Origin of the sequence: Pseudolysinimonas kribbensis, from assembly GCF_039531715.1 — a bacterium.
Classification (GTDB): Bacteria; Actinomycetota; Actinomycetes; order Actinomycetales; family Microbacteriaceae; genus Pseudolysinimonas; species Pseudolysinimonas kribbensis.
Genome location: NZ_BAAAQO010000002.1, coordinates 556,558 through 577,601 on the forward strand (window position 1 = coordinate 556,558; position 21,044 = coordinate 577,601).

Sequence of the window (21,044 nt, forward strand, 5' to 3'; positions counted from 1 at the left end):
GCCTAGAGCTCAGAGCGCCACGGCCACGATCGTCGCGATCAGACCGGTCAGCTGGCCGGCGAGCAGGAACACGGCGATCCCGATCGCCGCGCCCGGCGACGCCTTCGAGACGCCCGGGCGCAGCGCGGCGACGACGCCGATGACGAGCGCCGCGATCGACAGCAGCCCGATGGGCACGGCCACCCCGATGACGACGGCGGCGAACGGCGTGCCGCCCCGCACCTGCATCAGGAGCTGGATCGGAGCGGCGGCCACGCCGGCGACCGCGGCCACGATCGCCAGGACGAGCGCCACGACGCCCAGGGTGTTGGATGCCGGTCGCGGTGCCGCCAGCGCGGCCACCTCGCTCATCGCGGCACCAGCGCATTCGCGACGCTCGAATCGAGCGCGAAGACGAGCACGGTGGTCGCGGCCGAGGTGATGCCGACCGCCATGCCGGCCGCGGCGAGGCCGTGCGGCGATCCCGGCCGCGTGACCCCGATGATGCCGATCGCGGCCGCGGCGAGGGCCAGCACGAGTCCGACGACGTCCATCGCGTTGAGCGCGCCCGCGATCGAGGCGGGTGACAGGTGCGCCGTCTGCGCCAGGGTCGGCAGCGCGACGGCGACGATCCGGCCGGCCAGCGAGCAGCACGATGCCGGCGAGCACGATCGACAGGATCCCGAACGGAGCCCGGGCCGACGATGCGGCGGGGATGGCGGGGGCGGTCATGCCGGCAGCCTACGGGCGCTCCCGAGCCCCTTCTCGTCGGCCCGACGCGCTGCCCACTCGTCGTCGAGGATCGCCCACACGCCCGTGTCGGCCCAGCCTCCGGGTGCGCGCGGCTCGCGCAGGTCGCGCACGAAGCGCGCCTCCTCGCGCATGCCGAGACGTCGGCAGAGCGCGATGGACGCGTCGTTGCGGGGATCGAGCTCGGCGCGCACGCGGTGCATCCCGAGCCGGCCGAAGGCGAGATCGAGCAGGGCCGTCGCCGCCTCCCGTGCGTAGCCGCGCCCCTGCGCATCCGGATGCAGCGTCCATCCGATCTCCGCGCCGAGGTTCTCGACACTGTGCAGGTGCAGGTACATGTGCCCCACGACGCGACCGTCGAGCTCGACCGCCGGCTCGATCCAGTCGCCGTCCTGCTCGAGCCGGGTATGCGCCGTGCACAGCGTGATCGCCTCGGCGACCTGCTCGCGGGTGCGCGCGGGGTGCAGCAGGAACTCACTCACGTCGTCCCTGCCCTGGTAGTCGAGCACGTCATCCAGGTCGGCCGGCGTCATGGTGCGCAGTCGCAGGCGGTCCGTGCGGAGGGGCTCGAAGTCCCAGGGGAGGCCGGCGCTCACGCGATCGACGCTAGCGGGCGCCGGGTGCGGCCCACCAGCACGGCGTCAGCCGCGCCGCCTCACCAGCGCACCCTCACCAGCGCAACTCGAGCGTGCAGCACTTCACCCCGCCGCCGCCGAGCAGCAGCTCGCTGAGGTCGATGCCGTGCGGCACGTAACCGCGCTCGCGCAGCGACGCCTCGAACCCCGCCGCCCGGGACGCGATGACGACGTTGCGGCCGTCGCTGAACGAGTTGAGTCCGAGCACCGCGGCATCGTCGTCGCCGACCAGCACCGAGTCGGGGTAGCGCTCCTCGAGGATCTCGAGCGATGCGCGATCGAACGCGGACGGCAGATAGGCGATGCCGGGGTGCTCGGGGTCGGGGTCCAGCACCGAGAGCGCGGTGTCGAGGTGGTAGAACGACGGGTTCACGAGCCTCAACGTCACGACCTCGCGGCCGAAGATGCGCCGCAGCTCGTCGTGGCTGCCGGCGTCGGAGCGGAAGCCGGTGCCCGCCAGGATCGCGTCGCCGACGAGCAGGAAGTCGCCCTCCCCCTCGTTGACCGACACGGGCTCCGCGACCTCGAAGCCGTGCTCGCGGAACCAGTCCATGTACGCCGGCCCCTCCGGCCCGCGCTCCGGGTACTGGAACCGGGCGCCGTAGGCCATGCCGTCGAGCGTGAAGCCGCCGTTGGCCGCGTAGACCATGTCGGGCAGGCCGGGCAGCGGATCGATGAGCTCGATCCGGTAGCCGAGCGACGCGTACAGGTCGTGGAGCGTCTGCCACTGGGTGAGCGCGAGGCTCGTGTCGGTCGGGTCCTCGGGATGCATCCACGGGTTGATCCGGTAGCTCACCGTGTAGAACTCGGGGCGGCACATGAGCACGGTGCGCCGGGTCGCGATGCGCTCGTGGCGCGTGGAGGCCGGGGACGTCATCGTCATGGTTCGATGCTCGCACGCACCCATCCGGCGATTCCCGGCAGACGGCGCAATGCTCGCGCGTGGTTCCGGGGTCAGACGCAAGGAACCCGCGTACGCTCGACGTCGTGGACAGCCTCGACTACGGGATCATCGACCTCCTTCGGCAGAACTCCCGCGCCGGATACGCCGACATCGGCGATCGCGTGGGGCTGTCGGCGTCCGCCGTCAAACGCCGGGTGGACCGGCTCGTGGCGGAGGGAGTCATCCGCTCGTTCACGGTGCAGGTCGACCCCGCCGTCGACGGCAACACCACCGAGGCGTATGTCGAGCTGTTCTGCCGCGGCACCGTCGCGCCCGACGAGCTGAAGCGGATCCTGACCGGCGTGCCGGAGGTCGTCGACGCGTACACGGTGACCGGTTCGGCCGACGCGGTCGTGCACATCCGCTCGCGCGACATCCCGAGCCTGGAGGACGCGCTCGAACGGGTGCGGATCGCGCCCAGCGTCGACCACACGCGCAGCGCGATCGTGCTGTCCCACCTCATCCACCGCCACTACGACTGATCGCTCGCCGGCGCCGGCGCGCCCCTCCCTCCGGATCCGATCGGCACTTCGCCATCCGTCCGGGTGCGCGCGGGCTGCATCGGATGGCGAACCATCGATCGGATGCGTTCATCGCCGCTGACCGCCTTCGGCGACGAGGCGCTCGACGTACGGGGTCGCGGGGGCGGCGCGCAGCTCGGCGAGCGCGCCGCGCTGGGTGACGGCGCCGCGCTCCAGCACGACGACGTCGTCGGCGAGCGCCGCCACGTCGGCGACGCTGTGCGTGACGACGACGACCGGGATGCCGAGCCCCCGCAGCCGCCCGGCCAGCTCGGCGCGCAACCCGGCCCGCAACTCCACGTCGAGGGCGGCCATCGGCTCGTCGAGCAGCAGGACCGCCGGTTCGGCGGCGAGCGCGCGGGCGAGCGCGACGCGCTGCGCCTGACCGCCCGAGAGCTCGCGCGGGTAGCGGTCGGCGAGGCCGGCGAGGTCGTAGCGGTCGAGCCAGGCCTCGGCGGCCGCGCGGCCCCGGCGCCGTCCGAGCTCGAGCCGTCTCGCGAAGGCGACGTTGTCGCGCACGGTCAGGTGGCGGAACAGCACGAGGTCCTGGAACAGCAGCCCGACCCCCCGGCGCTCCGGCGGCAGCGGTACGAGGTCGTGCCCCCCGACCTCGATCGTCCCGTGCGCCGGCAGCAGTCCCGCGATCGCGCTCAGGATGCTGGACTTGCCCGCGCCGTTCGGCCCCACCAGCGCGAGCGGCCGGCCCGCCTCCGCCTCGAAGGCCGCGCGGATGACGGTGTCACCGCGGTGCACCACGAGGTCCGCTGTGAGCGCGCCGCCCACGCCCCCGCTCATCCGCGCACCCCGGGCAGCCAGCGGTCGCGCAGGGTCAGCAGCACCGCCACCGACACCGCGATGAGCACGAGCGCGATCGCGATGGCCTCGTCGGGGTCGGACTCCAGCGCGAGGTAGCTCGCGATCGGCAGGGTGCGTGTCGTGCCGGGGAAGCTGCCGGCGAACGTGATCGTCGCGCCGAACTCGCCGAGTGCCCGGGCGAAGCACAGCACCGCACCCGCCGCGATGCCGGGGGCGACCGACGGCACCGTGACGAAGCGGAAGACCTGCAACGGTCGGGCACCGAGGGTGGCGGCCGCGGCCTCCGCGCGCCGGTCGCTCGCGCGCAGCGCCCCCTCGACCGCGAAGACCAGGAACGGCATCGCGACGAAGGTCTGCGCGATGACGACGGCGCCGGTCGTGAACGGGATCGTGACGCCGACAGCCGCGAGAGCGCCGCCGAGCACGCCGCTGCGGCCCAGAAGCATGAGGAGGGCGATGCCGCCGACGACCGGCGGCAGCACCATCGGGATCGTCACCGCCGCGCGCAGCAGTCGCCGCGGCACCGCCGGCCACGACTCGGCGCGCGCGAGCACGATCGCCAGCGGCACCCCGAGCACGAGGCACAGCGCCGTCGAGATCGCGGCGGTGAGCAGCGACAGGCCGAGCGCCTGCAGCACGTCGCCGCGGGCGACGAGACCGCCGAGCGCGGCCCAGGGCGTCCGGATGAGCACGGCCACGAGCGGCAGCACGAGCAGCGCGAGACCGAGCGCCGCCACGATCCAGACGACGACCGAGGGTCCGCGCCGCCGCGCCGCGCGGGGCGTGTCCCTACGCGGACGGCGGACCGAAGCCGGCATCCCGCAGCACCTTCCTGCCCTCGGGGCCGAGCACGTAGCGCACGAACGCGGCCGCCGCCGCCGGATGCGGTGCGTGACTCAGCACGACGATCGGGTAGCGGTTGATCACCGTCGCCGCCTCGGGCACGGCGACCGTCTGCACGTCGCCCGCGGCCGCCTTGGCGTCGGTGACGTAGACGAGCCCGGCATCGGCCTCATCGAGCTCGACCTTGGTGAGCACCTGCTTGACGTCCTGCTCGAGGCTCACCGGTGTGACGTGCACGCCGGTCTTCTGCAGCAGGGCCTTCGCGGCCGCGCCGCACGGCACGGTGACGTCGCACAGGATGGTCGTCACCCCGGGCTTCGCGAGGTCGGCGAGCGACGTGATGTGCGCCGGGTTGCCCTTCGGCACGATCAGCTCGAGCACGTTCGTCGCGAACTCGGTGGGGTGGCTGGCGAGACCGGCCCGTGTCACCGTCGTCATGGGCTCGTCCGCGGCCGAGGCGAACACGTCGGCCGGTGCCCCCTGCACGATCTGCTGGGCGAGGGCGCCACTGCCGCCGTAGGCGGTCTGCACGGTGACACCGGGGTGCCGCTTCTCGAAGCCTGCCGCGAGCGCGTCGAACGACTCGGTGAGCGATGCCGCGGCGAGCACCGTGACGCCGCCGGCGAGCGTGTGCGTCGGGGGATGGGGCGCCGGGCTCGACGAGGCGCCGCCGGTGCACCCGGCGAGGGCGACGGCGAGCGCGGTCGCGGTCGCGGCGACGGCGAGCGGATGGCGCACTCAGCCCTCCGGGAGCAGCTCGACGACGACGTTGGTGGCCTTCACGCTCGCCGAGGCGAGCATCCCGGGCTCGAGGCCGAGCTCGTCGGCCGCCTCCCGGGTCATGAGCGACACCACGCGGAAGGGGCCCGCCTGCAGGTCGACCTGCGCCATGACGCCGTCCTTGACGACGTGCGTCACGAGGCCGACGAACCGGTTGCGGGCCGATGTCGCCGCGACCGGGAACGCCTCGGCCATCGCCGCGCGGGCGGGATGCTCGGTGAGCAGCGGCACGAGGTCGGAGCCCTCGACGGTCTGCCGTGTGCCGTCGTGCCGGATCGGCAGCCGGCCCGACTCGCCCCAGCGCCGCACCGTGTCGTCGCTGACGCCGAGCAGCGCGGCTGCCTCGGCGATCCGGAATCGCGTCATGGTCCCTCCGCATCCGCGGGTGTATGACCCCACGTTAGCCGCACCTGCGGGAGGACGCTCGAGCGGCCTCGGCACCCCGGGAGCCGCGCCAGCGGAGCGCCCACGTTTGCACCATTTTGGCCAGCACACCCGTGCCCAGGTGATGCAGACATGGGCGCTCGGCATCTGGCACCCGGCGCTCGGCATCCGGCGCACGGGGGCGTCAGCGGTGTCCGGCCGAAGTTGCGAGAATCGGGGGATGGCGGTGGACGCGGGCGGTGACCGGTTCCTGCGCCAGCGCGCCCTCCTCGGGTTCGGCCGCCCGGCGCAGGAGCGCCTCGCCGCCGCCCGGATCGCGGTGATCGGCGCCGGGGGACTCGGCAGCGCCGTGCTCCCGGTGCTCGCGGGCGCCGGCGTCGGCGCGATCGCCATCGTCGACGACGACACCGTCGACCTCGCGAACCTGCACCGGCAGACCCTGTACACCGCGGCCGACGTGGGGCGCGGCAAGGCCGAGGCGGCGGCAGTTGCTCTCGCCCGGATGGCCCCGGATGCCGAGATCACTCCGCTCGCCGTGCGGTTCACGCCCGACACGGCCTCGCTCCTCGACGACGTCGACCTCGTCGTCGACGGGAGCGATGCCCTCGCCACCCGCTACCTCGCGGACGACGCGGCGGCCGAGCGCGACATCCCGCTCGTGTGGGGGTCGGCGCTCGGCTGGGCCGGCCAGGTCGGGGTCGCCTGGGAACGGTACGGCGTCGGCTACCGCGACCTCTACCCGGAGCCCGCCGACGACCTCGCCGGCGACACCTGCTCGACGGTCGGCGTGCTGCCGTCGGTGTGCACGGTCATCGGGGGCCTCATGGCGTCGGAGGCGCTCAAGCTGCTCAGCGGCTCCGGCGATCCGCTCCTCGGCCGCGCGATCGTGTACGACGCGCGCCGCGGCGACCTGCGCGAGATCGCCTACCGTCGCGAGGGCGAGCCGGTGCGCCGGATGCCGGCGGCGCCCGTCCCGCACGAGACGGTCAGCCCCGCCGAGCTCGCCGCGCTGCTCGGCACGCCCGCCGGCGCCCCGGTGCTACTCGACGTTCGCGAAGACGAGGAGGTCGCGCGCGTGACGCTGCCGGGCGCCCGGCACATCCCGCTCGGCGACCTCGAGCGCCGGGTCGGCGAGCTCGACCCGGATGCCGCCACCGTCGTCTACTGCCACCTCGGCGTACGCTCCGCCCACGCGCTCGACGTGCTCGCCGCGGCCGGGTTCCGCCGCGCGCGGCATCTCGCCGGCGGCATCGACGCGTACGCCGCGCAGGTCGACCCCGCCCTCGCACGGTACTGAGGGCGCGGCACGGACATGGCGCGCACCCCCGTCGAGACCCACGCCGCGCGCGTGCGGGAGCTGCTCGCGCCGTTGCGGGAGCGCGGCACCGAGACGGTCGGGCTGCCCGATGCGCTGGGGCGGGTGCTCGCCGAGGCGGCGCGCTCGCCGATCGCGCTGCCTCCGTTCCGCAATTCGCAGATGGACGGGTTCGCCGTGCGGGCCGCGGACCTGCCGGCGACGCTGCCGATCCGCGGGGAGGTCGCGGCATCCCCGGGCGAGCCCGCCGCCCTCGCGCCCGGATCGACCGTGCGGATCATGACCGGCGCCCCGGTGCCGGTGGGCGCGGATGCGATCGTTCCGGTCGAGGCCGCCGCGATGGTGGGCGATGCGGTGCGCCTTCCCGCGACGGCGGCCGGCGCGTACGTGCGCGAGGCCGGGTCGGACCTGGCCGCGGGCGACGTCGTCGTGCCGGGCGGCATTCGGCTCGCGTCGCGGCACCTCGCGGCGCTCGCCGCCGCCGGCCTGACCGACGTTGACGTCACGACCCAGCCGCGCATCGCGATCATCAGCACGGGCAGCGAGCTGGCCGAGCCGGGCGCGCCGCTCGCGTTCGGGCAGATCCCGGATGCCAACGGCGTCGCGCTCGACGCCGCGTCCCGCGCCTCCGGGGCCACGGTCGTGCACCGCGGTCGCGTCGCCGACGCCCCCGATCGGCTCGCGGCAGAGCTCGACGCCGCCCTCGCCGCGGGCGCGGAACTCGTGCTGACGAGCGGCGGCGTCTCGATGGGGGCGCACGAGGTCGTGCGCGACCTGCTCGAGCCGCTCGGCGCGCACGTCGACGTGCTCGCGATGCAGCCGGGTGGTCCGCAGGCGACGGCATCCTGGCGGGGCGTGCCGGTCGTGTGCTTCCCGGGCAACCCGGTCTCAAGCCAGGTGAGTTTCGAGCTGTTCGTGGCGCCGATGCTGCGCGAGGTCGCGGGGCTGCCCGCGGCCGCGGCCTCACACGCGCCGCTGGCGGCGGCGCTCACATCGCCGCCCGGCAAGCGGCAGTACCTGCGCGGGCGGCGTCGAGACGACGGCGCGGTCGAGACGGTGTCGGGCCCGGGCTCGCATCTCGTGGCGGGCCTCGCCGCCGCCGAGCTGCTGCTGGTCGTGCCCGAGGAAGTGACCGCCCTCGCGGCGGGCGACATGGTGGAGGTGCGGGCGCTGTGAGCGGATTGAGTCACGTCGACGACGAGGGGCGGGCGCGCATGGTCGATGTCGGCGGCAAGCCGGTGACCCGGCGCACCGCGGTCGCGAGCGGCCGGCTCGACACGACCGCGGAGGTGATCGGCCTCGTGCGCGACGAGCGGATGCCCAAGCGCGACGTGCTCGCGACGGCGCGGCTCGCCGGCATCCAGGGCGCCAAGCGCACGAGCGAGCTGATCCCGCTCGCCCATCCGCTGCCGCTCGACACGGTCGAGGTCGAGGTCGAGCTGCACGACACGTGGATGGCGATCTCGGCCACCGCGGTCGTCACCGGCCGCACCGGGGTCGAGATGGAGGCGCTGACCGCGGTCGCGGTCGCGGGACTCACGCTGCACGACATGGTCAAAGCGGTCGATCCCGGGTGCGTGCTCGGCGACATCCGGCTCGTTTCGAAGACGGGCGGCAAATCGGACATCGGGGTCGCGAATGTGAGCGACGCGGCGATCGTGCTGGTGTCGTCGACGCGCGCCGCGGCGGGCGAGCGGGAGGACGCGACCGGCCCGGCGATCGCGGAATGGGCGTCGGCCCAGGGACTCGCTCCCGAGGTGCGCGTCGTCGCCGACAAGGAGATCGCGTCGGCGCTGCGCGCGGCGGTGTCCGAACGTCCGGCCCTCGTCGTGACGACCGGCGGCACCGGGGCGTCCCCGAGCGATCGCACGCCGGAGGCCACCCTCGCCGTGATCGAGCGCGAGCTGCCGGGGGTCGCCGAGGCGATCCGTGCGGCCGGCCTCGCGAAGGTGCCGACCGCCGCGCTGTCCCGCGGCGTGGCGGGACTGGCGGGCGGCACGATCGTCGTCAACCTGCCCGGGTCGACGGGCGGCGTGCGCGACGGCCTCGGCGTGCTCGACGCGCTGCTGCCGCACCTGCGCGACCAGCTGGCCGGAGGCGACCATGCCTGACGTGCTCAGCCGGATCGTCGACGGCCCGATCGACCGCGCCGAGCTCGAGACGTTCGCCCGCACCGATCGCGACGGGGCGGTGGTCGCGTTCGAGGGCGTCATCCGGAATCACGACCACGGCGACGCGGTGTCGGCGCTCGACTACCGCGCGCATCCCGATGCCGCCGCCTTCCTCGAGCGGATCTGCACCGAGGTCGCGGAGTCGACCGGTCTGCGCATCGCGGCGGCGCACCGCATCGGGCGGCTCACGATCGGCGACGTCGCCCTCGTCGCGGTCGTCGCCGCGCCGCATCGCGCGGAAGCGTTCGCCGCGTGCTCCCGACTCGTCGACGAGATCAAGGCCGGCGTGCCGATCTGGAAGAAGCAGCAACTCGCCGACGGCGAGACGGAGTGGGTCGGCCTGTAGGCGCCGACTACTCGGCCACCGGCAGGCGGGAGCGCCCCAGCGTCAGCACCCGATCCTCGGGCAGCCGGTCTGCCGCGCGGTGCGAGACGAGCACCACGATGCGGTCGCCGGCGGCGCGCCGCACGTCGCGCATGACGGCATCCGCGGTGGCGTCGTCGAGGTGCGCGGTCGGCTCGTCGAGCACGAGCACGTCGCAGCGGCGCAGGATCGCGCGGGCGACCGCGAGACGCTGGCGTTCACCGCCCGAGAGCGCCGATCCGTGCCGGCCGACGCGGAGGTCCAGGCCCTCGGCGGCGTCGGCGACCACACGGTCGAGGCCGACCGAGGCGAGCACCGCGTGCATCTCGTCCTCCGTCACTGGGTCGGTGCGCGGGCGCGCGACGAGCAGGTTGGCGCGCACGGTCGAGTCGAAGACGTGCGCCTCCTGCGGGCACCACGCGACCCGGGCGCGCCAGGCGTCACGGTCGACGTCGCGCAGGTCGCTGCCGCCGGCCAGCACGGCGCCGTGCGCGGGCCGGAGGTCGCCCAGCAGCGCGGTGACGAGCGTGGTCTTGCCCGCGCCGGACGCGCCGTCCACCACGAGCCAGCCCGGGGCCACGACCTCGGCGTCGAGACCGGTGACGACGGGTCGACCGTCGTCCCAGGCGAGGGCGAGGTCGCGCAAGGCGAGTCGGCGCACCACCGGTGGCAGGTCGGCACCGGCTGCCGCGACGGCAGCCCCGGCGGTTCCGGATGCCCCTCCCGCGGCGAGCCGCGACAGCACCGCCCGCAGCGCCGGGATCCGCTGCGCCGCCACCGCGGCGGACGCGACCGGCTCGAGGCAGGCGAGCACGAGGAGCGCGGCGACCGCGGCCGCCTCGGCGGTCGGCGCGAGGAGTGGGGCGAGCACGGCGGCGGTCCCGGTGCCGATCCCGGCGACGAGGGATGCCGCGGCGGCGACCGACGCCTGCCGGCGTTCGCGGCGCTCCTGCATCCGGCCCAGGCGGTCCACGACGTCGACCGCGGCGGCGTCGGCTCCGACGGCGCGCAGGTCGTCGGCCGCGTCGGCGAGCGCGGCGACGCGAGTGGTCAGCGCGGTCGCGCCCGCGACGAGCGCGCGCTGGTCACGGCGGCCGGCGAGCCAGGCCAGCAGCGGCGCGACGACGCCGGTGACCGCGAGCGCGACGGCCACCGGCCAGGCGGTGGGCGCGACCGCGGTGACGACCGCCGCGGACGCGAGCGTCACGAGCACGCCCCCCGCGAGCGGGGTCAGCACCCGCGGCAGCAGGTCGCGAAGCTGCGCCGGCAGGTTCACGAGCAGGTCGAGCGCGCGGCCCGCGTCGCGCGCGCCCCGGGCGGCCGCGCCGCGCTCGGCGAGACCGGTCCAGAGCCGCAGCCGCAGCCGGTCGACGAGCGCGAGCGCGGCGGCGTGACCGACGAGCCGCTCGGCGTACCGGGCGACGGCGCGACCGAGTCCGAAGAACCGCACGCCGACGATCGCGACGAGGAGGTACATGATCGCGGGCTCGGCGGCCGCGCGCACGATGAGCCATCCCGAAACGGCCGTGAGGGCGAGAGACATTCCGCTTGCGATCGCTCCGAGGAGGATCGCGAGCAGCCAGCGCGCGACCGCGTGGGGCGCGCGAGGCGTTCGGGTCGCGGCAGGCGCGGCGGGCGAGGGCTCAACCGGGGCGACGGCCGGAGCCGCCACGGTGCCACCCGCGGGCTCCGCGCTGATCGCGGGCGGCATCCACGCGGCCTCGCCCGCCGTCGCCGCACCGCCGAGGTCGATGACGAGCCCCGCATCGGCGCGCATCCGGGGATCGTGGCTGGAGACCAGCACGAGCAGCGGCGCCGCCCGCCGCCGGACCGCCGCGAGCACCCGCTCCGCGTTGACGGCGTCGAGGTGCGCCGTCGGCTCGTCCAGCACCAGAACGCGCGCGCCGGCGTCGGCCCGGGCGAGCGCCCGCGCGACGGCGAGCCGCCGCTGCTCGCCGGGGCTCAGCCGCCCGATGGGCGCGTCGCCGAGCCCCGCGAGATCGAGCTCGGCGAGCACCTGCCCGTGCCCCGGGCCCACGAGCGCGAGTTCGGCGAGCGGGGTCGCGGCCGCGAACCGCGGCGTCTGCCGCACCATGGCGATCCCGTCGCGCGGGATGCCGACGACGGCGCCGTCGACCTCGGCGCCCGCTCCGGCGATCCCCGCGATCGCGTCGAGCAGCGTCGACTTGCCCGCGCCGCTCGGCCCGGTCACCGCGACGACGCCCCGGCGCGGCAGTCGCGCGTTCACCGGTCCGACCGTCGCGCGCCCCGGATGCCGCACCGTGAGCCCGACGAGTCCCGGCCGGCCGAGGCGGCGCTCGGCCACGGCGCGCGTCCGATCGAGCACGGCCCGCACCCGGCGCAGCGCCGCGAGGCCGTCCTGCGCCTGGTGGTACGCCGCGCCGACCTCGCGCAGCGCCGAGAAGCAGTCCGGGGCGAGCAGCAGCACCAGGAGCGCCGCGTCGAGCCCCACCGAACCGGAGAGCAGCCGAAGCCCCAGGGTGACCGCGACGACCGCGACCGACAGCATCCCGACCAGTTCGAGCGCGAGCGCCGACAGCAGCGCGCTGCGCAGGGTGCGCTGCAGCCGGCGGCGGTAGCCGTCCTGCACCGCGGCGAGCGCCCCGGTCTGCTCGGCGGCGCGGCCGAGCCCGACCAGCACCGGAAGCCCCTCCGCGAGCTCGACCAGATGCTCGGCGAGCCGGGTCAGGGCCGAGGCCGCCGCGTCGGCCCGCTCGCGGCTGTGCAGACCGATGAGCACCATGAACACCGGCACGAGCGGCAGCGTCACGGCGACGATGAGGGCGCTGAGCGGGTCGGAGATCAGGATGCGCAGCCCGAGCGCCGCGGGGATCACGAGCGCCGACACCGCGGCCGGCAGCACCGTTCCGAGGTAGGCGTCGAGGTCGTCGAGCCCGTGCCCGGCGAGCAGCGCCTCCTCCGCACCGCGCCCGCCCTCCGCGGCCACGTGCCGCACGAGCCGCTCGCGCCAGCGGCGCTTGGTCGCGGCGGCGATCCGGCCGGCGAGCGCCCCGGATGCCCAGGACGCGACGGCGCGCAGCAGCACCCCGGCGACGCCCGGCAGCACCTCGGCGATCGTCGGCGCGTGGCCGGCGGCGATACCCGTCACAGCGGCCGCGATCGACCCCGCGATGAGCACGAGCGCCACCGCGCGCAGGCCGGCGAGCGCCGTCAGCGCGGCGATGCCCGCGCGGGCGCCGGGTCCGATGTCGGCGGTGATGCGCGTGCGCCCCACCCGCGCCCCTGTCATCGCCGCACCGCGGCCACGACCGGATGCGCCGCCGGGATGTGCTCCGGCCGCACCCGCCGCCGGAACACCCACACGCTCCACGCCTGGTACGCGATCACGAACGGCAGCGCGCACGCCGTGATGACGCTCATCACCCCGAGCGTGTAGTCGCCGCTCGCGGCGTTGGAGATCGTGAGATCGAAGGCGGGGTCGATCGTCGAGGGCAGCACCACCGGGTACACGGCGGTGAAGATGGATGCCGCCCCCGCGGCGAGGAAGATCGCGAGACCGATGAACGCCCACCCCTCCCGCCGGGCCCGCGCGGCGAGCCAGCCGAGCACGACCGCGAGGACCGCGACGCCCACGAGCGTCCAGGAGGCGGGGCCGCCGTGCTGCACCTGCACGAGCAGCACCCAGCCGATCAGGGGCAGCAGCGCGACCGGCGCCATCCGCGCGGCGTCTCGCCCCGCCCGCTCGCGCACCGGCCCGTCGGTCTTCAGCGCGAGGAAGTTCGCGGCATGGACGAGGCAGAATCCCACGACCGCGAGCCCGCCCAGCACCGCCGCGGGGCTGAACCACGCCAGCGGCCCGCCGACCCGGTCGCCGTTCGCGTCGATCGGGAGGCCGGTGGTGGTGAGCGCGAGGGCGGCGCCCACGCCGAAGGCCGCGACGAACGACCCGAGGCCGATCGCCCAGTCCCACGCGCGGGTGGCCCGGGCGCTGTGCATCTTGCCGCGGTACTCGATCGCGACGGCCCGGAAGATCAGGCCCAGCAGCAGGAACACGAGCGGCACGTAGAGGGTGGAGAACAGGGCCGCGTACCAGAGCGGGAACGCGGCGAAGGTCGCGGCGCCGGCGACGATGAGCCAGACCTCGTTGCCGTCCCAGATCGGGCCGATCGTGTTGAGCATCACGCGGCGGTCGTTCTCGCTCCGCGAGCGCACCAGCAGATGCATCCCGACGCCGAGGTCGAATCCCTCCAGCAGCAGGTAGCCGATCCACAGGATCGCGATGGCGACGAACCAGACGGTGGGCAGGACGTCCATGGGCTTCTCCGATTCCGATCAGTACGCGAACGCGAGCACGTCGTCGCGGGCCCCGTCGCCGGGTCCGTTCTCGCCGGACCCGGCCTCGTCGTCCGGGCCGTGCGCGAGCTCCGGCATCGCGGCGACCACCCCGCCCCGCACGTAGCGGAACAGCAGCACGACCTCGACGACCAGCAGCACGGCGTAGACGCTGCCGAGCGCGATGAGCGAGAACAGCAGCTCGCCCGCGGTGACGCCCGGCGACACCGCGGCGGCCGTGAACATCCAGACCCCGTCGACACCGCCCGGCGTCGGATTGGGCGCGACCACGAAGGGCTGGCGGCCCATCTCGGTGAAGACCCAGCCCGCGGTGCTGGCGGCGAAAGGAGAAAGGATGCCGAGCACCGCGAGCCGGGCCAGCCAGGTCGAGCGCGGCACCGTGCCCTTGCGGGTGAGCCACAGCGCGACGGCCGCGGCGAAGGCGGCGAGCGCCCCGAACAGGATCATGAGCCGGAATCCCCAGTAGGTGACCACCATGAGCGGCGCGTACTGGATCGTCGTGCCCGCCGCCGCGCCGTACCCGGCCTTGTCGGGGATCGTCGCGCCGTACTTCGCCTGGTACTCCGGAATGAGGTCGTCGACGCCCTTCACGGTCGTGTTGACGTCGCCGTTGGCGAGGAAGCCCAGCACCCCCGGGATCTCGACCAGGCCGACGACGCTCGAGCAGTCCTTCGCGCCGGGATCGCCGATCGAGAGCACCGAGAAGCTCGAGCCGGTCTGACACGCGGCCTCGGCCGAGGCCATCTTCATGGGCTGCTGCTGGAACATGAGCTTCGCCTGCTGGTCGCCGCTGATCGCGACGCCGGCGAAGCCGACGATCGCCACGAGGGCGCCGATCCGCAGCGAGCGCAGCCAGACGCCGTGGTCGGCGCGGTCGCGACCCGGGATCTCGGGGGCGTCGCCCACGACGACGCGGCCCCGCGCATCCACTGTGTCGATCCCGTCGTGCCGCCGGCGCCACAGGTGGTACCACGCGATGCCGAGCAGGAAGGCGCCGCCGACCGAGATCGCACCGAACAGCGTGTGGATGTACGCGGCCACGGCCGTGTTGTTGGTGAGCACGGCGCCGAGGTCGTTCAGCCGCGGGCGCCCGTCGACGAGCGTGATGCCGACCGGATGCTGCATCCACGAGTTCGCAGCGATGATGAAGAACGCTGACAGCCACGATCCGAGGATCGCCAGCCACAGCGTCACGAGGTGCACGCGCTGGGGCAGGCGGCCCCAGCCGAAGATCCAGAGACCGAGGAACGTCGACTCGACGAAGAAGGCGAGCAGTCCCTCGAGTGCGAGCGGGGCGCCGAAGACGTCGCCGACGAAGCGCGAGTACTCGCTCCACGCCATCCCGAACTGGAACTCCTGCACGAGCCCGGTCGCGACACCGAGGATGAAGTTGACGAGGTAGAGCTTGCCCCAGAACTTCGTCATGCGAAGCCACCGCTCGTCGCCCGTGCGCACCCAGAGGCCGTGGAACACGGCGACGGCAGGACCGAGCCCGAGGGTGAGCGGCACGAGCAGGAAGTGGTACACGGTCGTGATGCCGAACTGCCAGCGGGCGATGTCGAGCGCGTCCATCGGGATCCTTCCGATCTGTCTTCTACACATCGTAGAACTGATTTCGACAACAGGTAGAAGTATTTCGACGCGCTGTAGAATGACGGCATGGCGCTGGGCGATCTCGAACGCGGGGTGATGGACCTGCTGTGGCGCTCGCGCGCCGGCGCGACCGCGTACGAGCTGCAGGACGAGCTCGCGGCGGGCGGCCGGCAGCTCGCCGCCACGACCCTCCTCACCGTGCTCAGCCGGCTCGAGAAGAAGGGCTTCGCGATCGCGGACCGCAGCGCCCGGCCGCACCGCTACACCGCGGCGGCGGAGCGCTCGGCGCACGTCGCGGAGCTCATGCACGACGCGCTCGGCGAGGCCGACGACCGGCAGGCCGTGCTCGAGCGCTTCGTCGGCAGCGTCAGCGCCGACGACGCGGCGATGCTCCGCCGGATCCTCCAGGGCGGCGCGGCGCGATGAGCCTCATCGCCGCGATCGTCCTGGCCGCGGTCGCGGTCGTGCTGGCGGTGCCGGCGCCGCTGCTCTTCTCGCGCGCGGGCTGGCCGCTGCGCCACCCGGTGCTCTCTCTCGTGGTCTGGCAGCTGATCGCCGTCGTCGGCGGTCTCGCCACCGTGAGCGTGCCGCTGCTGCTCGGCGAGGCGATCGGTCGCGTCGGGCTGCTCGTCGGCATCCCGGTCGCGGTCGCGGTCGCCGCCTACCTGGGCATCCACCTGCTCCGCACGATCGTGCGGCGCGAGGCACGCCGGCGACGGCACCTCGCGCTGCTCGACCTGCTGAGCACACCCGCGCCGGCGCCGCTCGAGGCCCGCCTCATCGAGCAGGACGAGCCGCTCGCCTACTGCGTGCCCCGCCCCCGCGGCGCCGTCATCGTGATCTCCACCGGTCTGCTCGAACGGCTCGACGAACGCGAGGTCGCGGCCGTCGTCGCACACGAGCGAGCCCACGCCCGGCAGCGGCACGACGTGCTGCTGCTCGCCTTCGAGGCCTGGCGCGCGGCGCTCCCCGGCTTCCCGGTCGCGCGCATCGCGAGCGACCAGGTGGCGCGACTCGTCGAGCTGGCGGCCGACGACCGCGCGCGGCGCAAGGTCGGATCCCCGGATCTCGCGCGCGCGATCGCGCGGATCGCGCCCGCGCACGCGCACCGCGAGCACGAGCGCATCATGCGCCTCGCCGCCGCCTGACGCGGAGGACCACGGGGCCCATCCGGCCGAATGGTGGCAGCGCGTCGACGCCGAGGTGGGCGTCGCGGGAGTCGAGCGGTCGGCGGGCGTTGAGGAATTCGCCGCGATCGGTAGCTGGCGCCGCCGACCGGAACGAACTACCGATCGCGGCGCATTCGTCGACGCTCTCCTCGAGCACCCGCCTCGCGGACGCCCGACGCCTCGCCGCCGCCTGAACCCCTGCCGCGCCGCCGATCCGGGGGTCTACGGTGGCCAGATGCAGAAGGTGTCGTTGATCGCCTCGGGCCGACATCACCTGGAGCATGCGCAGCGCGCCTCGAGCGGACGCAGCGCAGAGACGATCTTCGGCGGCCACGAGCATCGCCTGCGCCAGACCCTCATCGCCCTGCGGGCAGGCCAGTCGCTGTCCGAGCACGAGAACCCGGGCGAGGCGACCGTGCAGGTGCTGTCCGGCCGGGTGCTCCTGCGATCCGGGACCACCAGCTGGAACGGTTCGCCGGGTGATCTGCTGACCGTCCCTCCGGGTCTGCACACCGTCGACGCGACCGAGGACTCGGTCATCCTGCTGACGACCGTCGTTGCGCAGGCGTCACCGCCGGGCTCACCCGAGGCGTAACGCGCGAACGGCGTGGCTCAGATGGACTGCCGGTAGCCGAAGAACTCGTGGTCGTTGTTGTAGCCACCGAGACCGCCGCCGACGTCGGCGAACTGCTCGACGAACTCGATGCCCTTGATCCACTTGACCATCTTGAAACCGAGCTGGGTCTCGTTGCGCAGCCGCAGCGGCGCCCCGTGCCCGAACGAGACCGGCTCGCCGTTCATGTCGTAGGCGAGCATCGTCAGCTTGTAGCTCATCTGCTCGATCGCCTGGGCGTCGTAGTAGAGCCCGCCCTCCGGACCGACCGCGTAGGAGTAGAAGACCACCCACTTCGCCTCGGGCTTGGGCTGCACGAGGTCGAGGATCGTCCGCATCGAGACCCCGCCCCACTTGGCCACGCCCGACCAGCCCTGGATGCAGAAGTGCTGGGTGATCTGCTCGTGATACGGCAGCGCGCGCACCTCGGCCAGGCTCAGGGTGACCGGATTCTCGACCAGCCCGCCGATCGTCAGCCGATAGGCGGCGAAGTCATCGGCCTGCAGCCTCTGGAACTCCTCCGTGTCGGGGTAGTTGCCGTTGTGCCAGAAGTACGGCGAGATGTCCTTGTCGGTGTACTGCCCCGGCTTCGAGTCGATGTGCTCGAACAGGCGCTGGGCCGGGCCGATCAGCGCGAAGCCGACCCGCTGCACGATGCGGGGATGCCGGTACGTGAACGGCGTCGCCGCCACCCAGCCGACGATCATCACCACGAGCGAGATCGCGAAGAATCCGAACCCGACCCACGACTCGTCGTCGCGCGCGGCGTACATGTGGTTCAGGTTGCGCAGCGCGCCGGTGGTGACCACGAGCGCCACGTGCACGACGATGAACGCCACGAACCAGCACAGCACGAGGAAGTGCAGCGACCGGGCGACCTGGATGCTGAAGATCGAGCTGATCCGCCGGAACCGGGTCGAGAGCGCGGGCGACATGCCGAGCCCCGTGATGAGCGCGAGCGGGGCGGCGATGAACACCGTGATGAAGTACGCGATCAGCTGCAGGCTGTTGTAGTTCGTCCAGCCGCTCTCCGCCGGCCAGTCGAGCGACGCGTACTGGATCGCGACCGAGATCGCGTTCGGGATGACGTCCCAGTGGATCGGGACCAGCCGCATCCACTGCCCCGTCGAGAAGATCAGCACGTAGAAGACGATCCCGTTGACGAGCCACAGGGTGTCGACCCCCAGGTGCCACCAGCGGGCGAGGCCGATCGAGTGCCGGCGACCCGGCAGGCCGACGCCGTCGGGGAGGGTGATCGAGTCCTGCTTCGCCGTGTACAGCGGGTCGGTGGGCACCGGCTTCTGAATGCGGAACCAGTCCCTACCGGGCGTCGAGTGGCGGGTCCAGTACAGCCGCGGATGGTCGGCGAGGATCGTCACCCCGGCCCGGATGAGGAAGATCATGAGGAAGGCGTTGAGCACGTGCTGCCAGGCCAGCCAGGCCGGGAAGCCGACCGGCGCGCCGGCGGGCAGCTCCGACATCCCGGGGTAGGTGCGGATGAACGACTCGACCGCCGGCAGGTCGCGCAGCCCCTTCGCGACCGCGATCGCGATGAGCGCCAGCGCGAAGCCGATCGGGAGCAGCCACAGCAGGTTGAACCACTTGCCCTGCCCGATGCGCACGCGCGGGGCGACGCCGTACTGCGCGGGCACGCCGCCGGCCCAGTCCTCGTCGACGACCGTGTATCGCCGGGCGTCCAGTTCTTCGCGGAAACTCTTCGTCGAGCCCCCCGCCCCGATGTCGTCCGCGGGAACGGGATTCGGATCCGTATCCATGGCCGAAACCTAGCCCTCATCCGTTCCGACCGGAACCGACGCCGCGGACGCGATCTCAGCCGATCGTGAACGCCACGGTGCGCACCGACCCCAGGCGCCCGGTGGCGGGATCGAAGTAGCGCACGCCGATCGTGTGCGGCCCGTCCGGCAGCCCCGGTGTGACGCGCTGGATGGGCGAGGTACCGAGGGTGTGGACGTTGCCCGTCCATACGCCGTCGATGAGGATCTGGATCCGCTCACCCGGGGTGCCGGAGACCTGCAGCGTGACGACCGTCTCGGCGCCCGCGGAGGGCACGGCCGCGCCATCCGCCGGCGCGTCGATCGTCGGCCGCTGGAACGACAGCGGCGCGGTGGCGTCGGAGGGTGCCGACACGTTGCCCGCCGGGTCGCGCTGCACGGCGGTGAGCGTCGCGCCGTCACGGCCGAGGTCCGGCAGCGGGATGCTCCAGCGCCCGGCGTTGTCGCCCGTCGCCGTGCCGATGGTCGCGCCGGTGTCGTCACGCAGCGTGACCGTGGCCGCCGGTTCGGCGCTGCCCTGCACGAGCGGCAGGTATTCCAGCGGGCTCGCGGGGAGCGCGTCGAGGACGGGGGGCAGCGCCACCGTGTCGACCGTCAGCGTGCGGGTCGTGGGTGGGGAGGCATTGCCGGCCCGGTCGAGCTGCAGGATCCGCAGGCGCCACGTGCCGTCCGGTACCACGACGTCCGGTGTCATCGTCCAGGAGCCGGCGGGGCCGACCACCGCGGTGCCGAGCGGCCCGAGATCGTTCACGCCATCCGGACTGAGCCGCTCGACCTCAACGGTCGCTCCCGGCTCACCGCTGCCCGCCAAGGGGGGCCGGGCGGTGTTCAGCAGCGCGGCCTCCGCCGGCACGGAGAGCACCGGGGCGAGGGGCGCCACGACATCGGGAGGGTTCGGCGGCGGGGACGCGACGGAGCCGGTGGGGGGAACCGCGCGAGGCGCCGCCGGGCGGGCGGGCGGCGCGGCGACGCGCGGCACGGCCGGAGCCGGACTCGCGAGGGGGACGGACGTCTGGTCCGGCCGGGGCGCACGGGTCGCGGGAGCCGGATGCCGCGTCGCGGTCGCGCCGGATGGCGCCGCGACCGGGGCGCCCCCTCCCACACCGCCCGCCGCGGCGACGGCGGTGATCGCGCCCGCGACGATGACCACGGCGGCGGCGGCGATCGTCGCGACCAGGCGCGTCGGGGCTCGCAGCATCATCGGCACGACGACCCCGGAGGGTGAGGAGGCCGTCGGATGCGCGCCGCCCGGCGGGTTCGATCCGGAGCCGGCGGCCAGCTTCTCCGCGAGCAGGGCGGCCCCGCCGGCACCGAGTGTCACGGGGAGCAGGATCGCGGCGAGCCGGCCGGAGACGTCGTCGATCTCCTCGAGGAGGATCGAGCAGCGGGTACAGGTGTCGAGGTGCTGGTCGAAGCGCGCGCGAGCGCGAGGCGTCAGTGCGCCGCGGTTGTAGTCGGCCATCCGCTCGGTGGTCCATCGGCACTCGGGGGGCACGCGCACGTCGCTCACGTGGGCCTGCAGCCACGCCTTCTTGAGTCCGTCGCGCGCGCGGTACGCGAGGGCGGCCGCGCCGTTGGCGGTGAGGCCGAGGTAGGGGGCCGCCTCGGCGGGCTCCATCCCCTCCACCTCCGTGTACCAGAGGATGGTCTGCCAGCGCTCCGGCAGGGTGCGGAAGGCACGCACGGTGATCGTGTTCTCGAGGGTCGCGGTCTCGATGTCGGGCAGGTCGCTGGGAATGCGCTCGGCGACGTCGTCGATGTCGACGGTCTGGCTCTTCGGCACCCAGCCGAGGGCGACGTTGCGGATGGTGCGGTAGAGGTACGGGCGGAACGCCTCCCGGGGACCCCCGCCGCGCTGCACCGCGCGGAGGATCTGCAGGTACGCCTCCGACACGATGTCGTCGGGGTCGGCGATGGACCGGAACTGCCGCGCCGCGGCCAGCCCGGCCTTCGCGTGCCGGGTCCAGAGCTCGGCGAACGCTCCCGTGTCGCCGGCGCGTGCGCGCTCGGCGAGCTCCTCGTCGCTCATTCGTCCCCCGG

General features: G+C 74.0%; 21 protein-coding genes. 8 read left to right on the forward strand and 13 right to left on the reverse strand.

Annotated features, from left to right (window positions below; translation table 11 throughout):
- Positions 1-9 precede the first annotated feature (9 nt).
- From ABD285_RS03390 to ddaH, 4 genes are all read right to left on the reverse strand, one after another.
- The gene (locus ABD285_RS03390; protein WP_284253887.1) at positions 10-351 is read right to left on the reverse strand and encodes a hypothetical protein; all 342 of its coding nucleotides are present in this window, start codon (positions 349-351) and stop codon (positions 10-12) included.
- Positions 348-533 carry a hypothetical protein gene (locus ABD285_RS03395; RefSeq protein WP_284253888.1) on the reverse strand — a complete coding sequence of 62 codons (186 nt, stop codon included), beginning with the start codon at positions 531-533 and terminating at the stop codon, positions 348-350. The genes ABD285_RS03390 and ABD285_RS03395 overlap by 4 nt, the downstream gene beginning before the upstream one ends.
- Positions 534-707: 174 nt before the next feature.
- On the reverse strand, positions 708-1,325 hold the full coding sequence (locus tag ABD285_RS03400) for a GNAT family N-acetyltransferase (RefSeq protein ID WP_284253889.1): 618 nt from the start codon (positions 1,323-1,325) through the stop codon (positions 708-710).
- 73 nt (positions 1,326-1,398) lie between these two features.
- Positions 1,399-2,247, reverse strand: coding sequence for a dimethylargininase (gene ddaH, locus ABD285_RS03405; protein ID WP_425564929.1), 849 nt, complete (start codon positions 2,245-2,247; stop codon positions 1,399-1,401).
- A gap of 104 nt (positions 2,248-2,351) precedes the next feature.
- On the opposite strand from ddaH, the gene ABD285_RS03410 reads away from it, so the two are divergent.
- Positions 2,352-2,789 (forward strand): Lrp/AsnC family transcriptional regulator, encoded by a 438-nt coding sequence (locus tag ABD285_RS03410; RefSeq protein ID WP_344200299.1) that lies wholly within the window; start codon positions 2,352-2,354, stop codon positions 2,787-2,789.
- A gap of 108 nt (positions 2,790-2,897) precedes the next feature.
- Here ABD285_RS03410 and ABD285_RS03415 read toward each other — a convergent pair whose 3' ends face one another.
- From ABD285_RS03415 to ABD285_RS03430, 4 genes are read right to left on the reverse strand one after another with little or no spacing between them, the layout of a single operon-like run.
- On the reverse strand, positions 2,898-3,623 hold the full coding sequence (locus ABD285_RS03415; protein WP_344200302.1) for an ATP-binding cassette domain-containing protein: 726 nt from the start codon (positions 3,621-3,623) through the stop codon (positions 2,898-2,900).
- Entirely contained in the window at positions 3,620-4,462 is an 843-nt protein-coding gene (locus tag ABD285_RS03420; protein ID WP_344200305.1) for an ABC transporter permease, read from the reverse strand. The genes ABD285_RS03415 and ABD285_RS03420 overlap by 4 nt, the downstream gene beginning before the upstream one ends.
- Positions 4,434-5,225, reverse strand: coding sequence for a molybdate ABC transporter substrate-binding protein (gene modA, locus ABD285_RS03425; protein ID WP_284253893.1), 792 nt, complete (start codon positions 5,223-5,225; stop codon positions 4,434-4,436). Before modA ends, ABD285_RS03420 begins: the two co-directional genes overlap by 29 nt.
- Complete coding sequence (locus tag ABD285_RS03430; RefSeq protein WP_284253894.1) at positions 5,226-5,633, reverse strand: TOBE domain-containing protein; 408 nt, start codon at positions 5,631-5,633, stop codon at positions 5,226-5,228. It abuts the gene before it with no gap.
- A gap of 238 nt (positions 5,634-5,871) precedes the next feature.
- Between ABD285_RS03430 and ABD285_RS03435 the strand changes: the two genes are divergently transcribed.
- The 4 genes from ABD285_RS03435 to ABD285_RS03450 are packed head-to-tail and all read left to right on the forward strand — an operon-like array spanning position 5,872 to position 9,483.
- Positions 5,872-6,948, forward strand: coding sequence for a ThiF family adenylyltransferase (locus tag ABD285_RS03435; protein WP_284253895.1), 1,077 nt, complete (start codon positions 5,872-5,874; stop codon positions 6,946-6,948).
- A 15-nt stretch (positions 6,949-6,963) separates the two neighbouring features.
- Positions 6,964-8,142: a molybdopterin molybdotransferase MoeA gene (locus ABD285_RS03440; RefSeq protein WP_284253896.1), complete on the forward strand. Its 1,179-nt coding sequence runs from the start codon at positions 6,964-6,966 to the stop codon at positions 8,140-8,142.
- The gene (gene moaCB / locus ABD285_RS03445; protein ID WP_284253897.1) at positions 8,139-9,077 is read left to right on the forward strand and encodes a bifunctional molybdenum cofactor biosynthesis protein MoaC/MoaB; all 939 of its coding nucleotides are present in this window, start codon (positions 8,139-8,141) and stop codon (positions 9,075-9,077) included. The genes ABD285_RS03440 and moaCB overlap by 4 nt, the downstream gene beginning before the upstream one ends.
- The gene (locus ABD285_RS03450; protein WP_284253898.1) at positions 9,070-9,483 is read left to right on the forward strand and encodes a molybdenum cofactor biosynthesis protein MoaE; all 414 of its coding nucleotides are present in this window, start codon (positions 9,070-9,072) and stop codon (positions 9,481-9,483) included. Before moaCB ends, ABD285_RS03450 begins: the two co-directional genes overlap by 8 nt.
- Positions 9,484-9,490: 7 nt before the next feature.
- On the opposite strand, the gene cydC is transcribed toward ABD285_RS03450, so the two are convergent.
- Genes cydC through ABD285_RS03465 form a run of 3 tightly spaced genes read right to left on the reverse strand, consistent with a single transcriptional unit; the run spans position 9,491 to position 15,408 of the window.
- Entirely contained in the window at positions 9,491-12,757 is a 3,267-nt protein-coding gene (gene cydC, locus ABD285_RS03455) for a thiol reductant ABC exporter subunit CydC (RefSeq protein ID WP_344200313.1), read from the reverse strand.
- A gap of 11 nt (positions 12,758-12,768) precedes the next feature.
- The gene (gene cydB, locus ABD285_RS03460; protein ID WP_284253902.1) at positions 12,769-13,797 is read right to left on the reverse strand and encodes a cytochrome d ubiquinol oxidase subunit II; all 1,029 of its coding nucleotides are present in this window, start codon (positions 13,795-13,797) and stop codon (positions 12,769-12,771) included.
- 18 nt (positions 13,798-13,815) lie between these two features.
- Positions 13,816-15,408: a cytochrome ubiquinol oxidase subunit I gene (locus ABD285_RS03465; RefSeq protein ID WP_284253903.1), complete on the reverse strand. Its 1,593-nt coding sequence runs from the start codon at positions 15,406-15,408 to the stop codon at positions 13,816-13,818.
- Between the two features lie 87 nt (positions 15,409-15,495).
- On the opposite strand from ABD285_RS03465, the gene ABD285_RS03470 reads away from it, so the two are divergent.
- The 3 genes from ABD285_RS03470 (at position 15,496) to ABD285_RS03480 (ending at position 17,193) form a co-directional block, all read left to right on the forward strand.
- Positions 15,496-15,855, forward strand: a complete 360-nt coding sequence (locus tag ABD285_RS03470; protein ID WP_284253904.1) for a BlaI/MecI/CopY family transcriptional regulator — start codon at positions 15,496-15,498, stop codon at positions 15,853-15,855.
- Positions 15,852-16,577: a M56 family metallopeptidase gene (locus tag ABD285_RS03475; RefSeq protein ID WP_284253906.1), complete on the forward strand. Its 726-nt coding sequence runs from the start codon at positions 15,852-15,854 to the stop codon at positions 16,575-16,577. The genes ABD285_RS03470 and ABD285_RS03475 overlap by 4 nt, the downstream gene beginning before the upstream one ends.
- A gap of 256 nt (positions 16,578-16,833) precedes the next feature.
- Complete coding sequence (locus tag ABD285_RS03480) at positions 16,834-17,193, forward strand: cupin domain-containing protein (protein WP_284253907.1); 360 nt, start codon at positions 16,834-16,836, stop codon at positions 17,191-17,193.
- A gap of 17 nt (positions 17,194-17,210) precedes the next feature.
- On the opposite strand, the gene ABD285_RS03485 is transcribed toward ABD285_RS03480, so the two are convergent.
- Both ABD285_RS03485 and ABD285_RS03490 read right to left on the reverse strand, forming a co-directional pair.
- Positions 17,211-18,986, reverse strand: a complete 1,776-nt coding sequence (locus ABD285_RS03485; RefSeq protein ID WP_344200321.1) for a molybdopterin-dependent oxidoreductase — start codon at positions 18,984-18,986, stop codon at positions 17,211-17,213.
- Positions 18,987-19,041: 55 nt separating this feature from the next.
- Positions 19,042-21,033, reverse strand: coding sequence for a sigma-70 family RNA polymerase sigma factor (locus ABD285_RS03490; protein ID WP_344200324.1), 1,992 nt, complete (start codon positions 21,031-21,033; stop codon positions 19,042-19,044).
- Between the last annotated feature and the right edge of the window lie 11 nt (positions 21,034-21,044).